Origin of the sequence: Albidovulum sp., assembly GCF_049646345.1 — a bacterium.
GTDB lineage: Bacteria > Pseudomonadota > Alphaproteobacteria > Rhodobacterales > Rhodobacteraceae > Albidovulum.
This window is the reverse complement of the sequence record NZ_JBARVQ010000881.1, coordinates 1-2,699: the sequence shown is the minus strand read 5'-3', so window position 1 is coordinate 2,699 and position 2,699 is coordinate 1. Positions and strand designations below refer to the sequence as shown.

The following is a 2,699-nucleotide window of genomic DNA, read 5'->3' as shown; positions in this document are numbered from 1 at the left end:
ACCATCTTCGCACCGGTCATCTGCCGCGACATATCCATTCTCTCCGTCCGTGCATCGTGTCCTTAGCAACAAAAAGCCCCGGATCTGATCCGGGGCGCATGGGAACCAATATGGTCAACCGTTACCGGCCCATGCGCCATGTCCTTACAAGTACGAGGATCGAAGCCATCTGCCCGGGTCCCATTGCTGCTGTGCAGCGGACATTAGGCAGGCTTGAATGGGGCGTCAACCGGCAAAATTCGCAATATTGTGTCGCGTGAGGGGTTGTCTTGGTTTTTTTATTACAAAAGAGGGTTAATTCAGCGAAAGAAACACGATTCCGGCGTATAGGTCAGCCCAATCCCATCAGCCCGATATAGCCCGCATAAAAGGTCAGGAGCACGCCGCCGCCGATCCGTCCGACCCGGCCGGGCAGGGCGGCAAAGCCGAGCATTGCCAGCGCCGCAGCAAGGGCCAGCCCCATATCCAGCCCGACAAAGCGCGGCTCAACCGGGATCGGCGTAACAATCGCGGTGACCCCGAGGATACCGAGCAGGTTGAAGACGTTCGAGCCGAGGATATTGCCGACGGCAATCTCGGAATGACCGCGAAGGGCGGCGATGACAGCGGTTGCAAGCTCAGGCAGCGAGGTGCCGACCGCGATGATCGTCAGGCCGATGACCGCCTCCGATATGCCGAATTCACGCGCAATGATCGTCGAACTGTCGACAAGCAGCCGGGCGCCGATCATCAGCACAAGAAGCCCGCCGACCGCCATCGACAGGCCGAACCAAAGCGACGGGGGCGGATCATCGCTGACCGGTGGTTCGGATCCTGCAGCATTTCTCAGGCAGAGCCAGAGATAGAGGCCAAGCGCGCCGACCAGAACAAGCCCTTCAACCCGCGTGATCATGCCGCCCAGAAGCATGATCCAAAGAAGCAGGGTCGATCCGATCATCACCGCGAAATCCCGACGCATCTGGGCCAGGGGCAGCGGCACGGCGGTGATCAGCGCCGCCGCACCAAGGATCAGAAGGATGTTTGCAATGTTCGAACCGATGACATTGCCGACCGCCAGCGCGGGGGCGCCCGCAAGGGCTGCCTGCAAGCCGACCAGCAATTCCGGCGTCGAGGTTCCGAAACCGACGATGGTCAGCCCGATGATCAGAGGCGGCACATGAAACCGCCGCGCCACCCCGACCGCCCCCCGGATCAAAACCTCGCCACCCAGAAAGAGGCCGACGAGGCCGACGAGAAACAGAAAATAGGTCAAGACGCACTCCGGAATTGGTTGCCTCAAGATCGGTGTGCGGAACGGGATTGCAAGGGGCATCTACACCGCGATTGCCATTGTTGCTTTCGGGTCGACCGCGGAAACTGCCCGGATCGCTGGCAGGCCCATCCTAGGATCCCTGACCGTGAGGTGAGCGCAATCTGAAAACGAGGATGGACAGTCCCTTGTGTCACTATCAAGATCACCTGCAACGGCAGTGCAGAAGATTGAACCGGGCGTTGCAGGGTGCCGGTGATGGCGCGGACGGAGACATGTGGGACCGATGACGGCAGATACAGTCAGATATACGGTGATCATGCTGATGGCGGGGATAGGTATCCCGATCCTTGCCGCGCTGAACGCCCGGCTCGGGGTGCGGATCGGCTCGCCTGCTGCCGCTGCCGCCATCCTTTTCACGGTGGCCTTCGCAGGTGCTGTATTGACCATGATCGCAACCGGCGGGACCTCGTCGCTCGCCGCCGCGCCGGGTCAGCCGAAACATCTCTTTCTCGCCGGGTTGCTGGTTGCCTTCTATGTTCTGTCGATCACCTGGGTCGCACCGCGCTTCGGGCTTGGCAATGCCATCACTTGTGTGCTTCTCGGCCAGCTTCTCTCGGCGGCCGTCATCGACCAGTTCGGCCTTATGGGGGCAATCGTGCGACAGATCACGCCGATCCGTGCGGCGGGCCTTGGGCTTATGGTTGTCGGCGTCTTTCTGACCCAGCGCGGCTAGGGCTCCCCCTGACGTGTCTTCTGTTCAAAAATACTCCCGCGCGGAGCGCTGCGGCGCGGAACGCGACGCCCGGTGAGGGGGGCTCGATGCCCCCCGAGACGGCGCTGGTCAGTGCCCGGTTCCCTGAAGGACGCCATGTTCCATCGCATAGCGGGTCAGCCCTGCCGTCGTGGCGATGCCGAGCTTGCGTTTGATGTTCTTGCGATGCGTCTCGACCGTGCGGACCGAGATATCCAGATCGGCCGCGACATCCTTGTTCGACTTGCCCTGCGCCAGTTGCAACAGGATCGTCTGTTCCCGGTCGGTCAGCGGTTCGCGCCCATCGGTGGTCGAGGGCTTGAGGCTCGCCGTCGCCCCGGTGCAAAGATAGCGTTCCCCCGCCATCACCCGGTCTATCGCCTCTTTGATCTCTTCGGTCGGAACGTCCTTCAGCACATAGCCTGCCGCACCATGACGAAGGGCTGTCGAGATGTATTCCGGGCTGTCATGCATCGACAGGATCAGAATGCGCGTCTCGGGATTGCGCTCCAGCAGGATCTCTGTTGCCGACAACCCGTTCATCTGCGGCATGTTCAGATCCAGCAGGATCACATCGGGCGCGAGTGTCTCGGCCTGATCGATCGCCTCCTGCCCGTTGGCAAGGGTGCCCACGACCGCAACATCGGCATAGGTTTCGCGAATGGCGCGGAGGCCATCGGCGACCATCGGGTGGTC

At 61.6% G+C, this 2,699-nt stretch carries 3 protein-coding genes; 1 reads left to right on the top strand and 2 read right to left on the bottom strand.

What is annotated here, in order from left to right:
• Positions 1-331: 331 nt before the first annotated feature.
• Entirely contained in the window at positions 332-1,252 is a 921-nt protein-coding gene (locus WBB85_RS23005) for a calcium/sodium antiporter (protein WP_432640894.1), read from the bottom strand.
• A gap of 283 nt (positions 1,253-1,535) precedes the next feature.
• Between WBB85_RS23005 and WBB85_RS23000 the strand changes: the two genes are divergently transcribed.
• Positions 1,536-1,985: a DMT family transporter gene (locus tag WBB85_RS23000; protein WP_432640893.1), complete on the top strand. Its 450-nt coding sequence runs from the start codon at positions 1,536-1,538 to the stop codon at positions 1,983-1,985.
• Between the two features lie 108 nt (positions 1,986-2,093).
• Here WBB85_RS23000 and WBB85_RS22995 read toward each other — a convergent pair.
• Positions 2,094-2,699: response regulator transcription factor (locus tag WBB85_RS22995; protein WP_432640892.1), on the bottom strand; the 606-nt coding region annotated here is incomplete at its 5' end.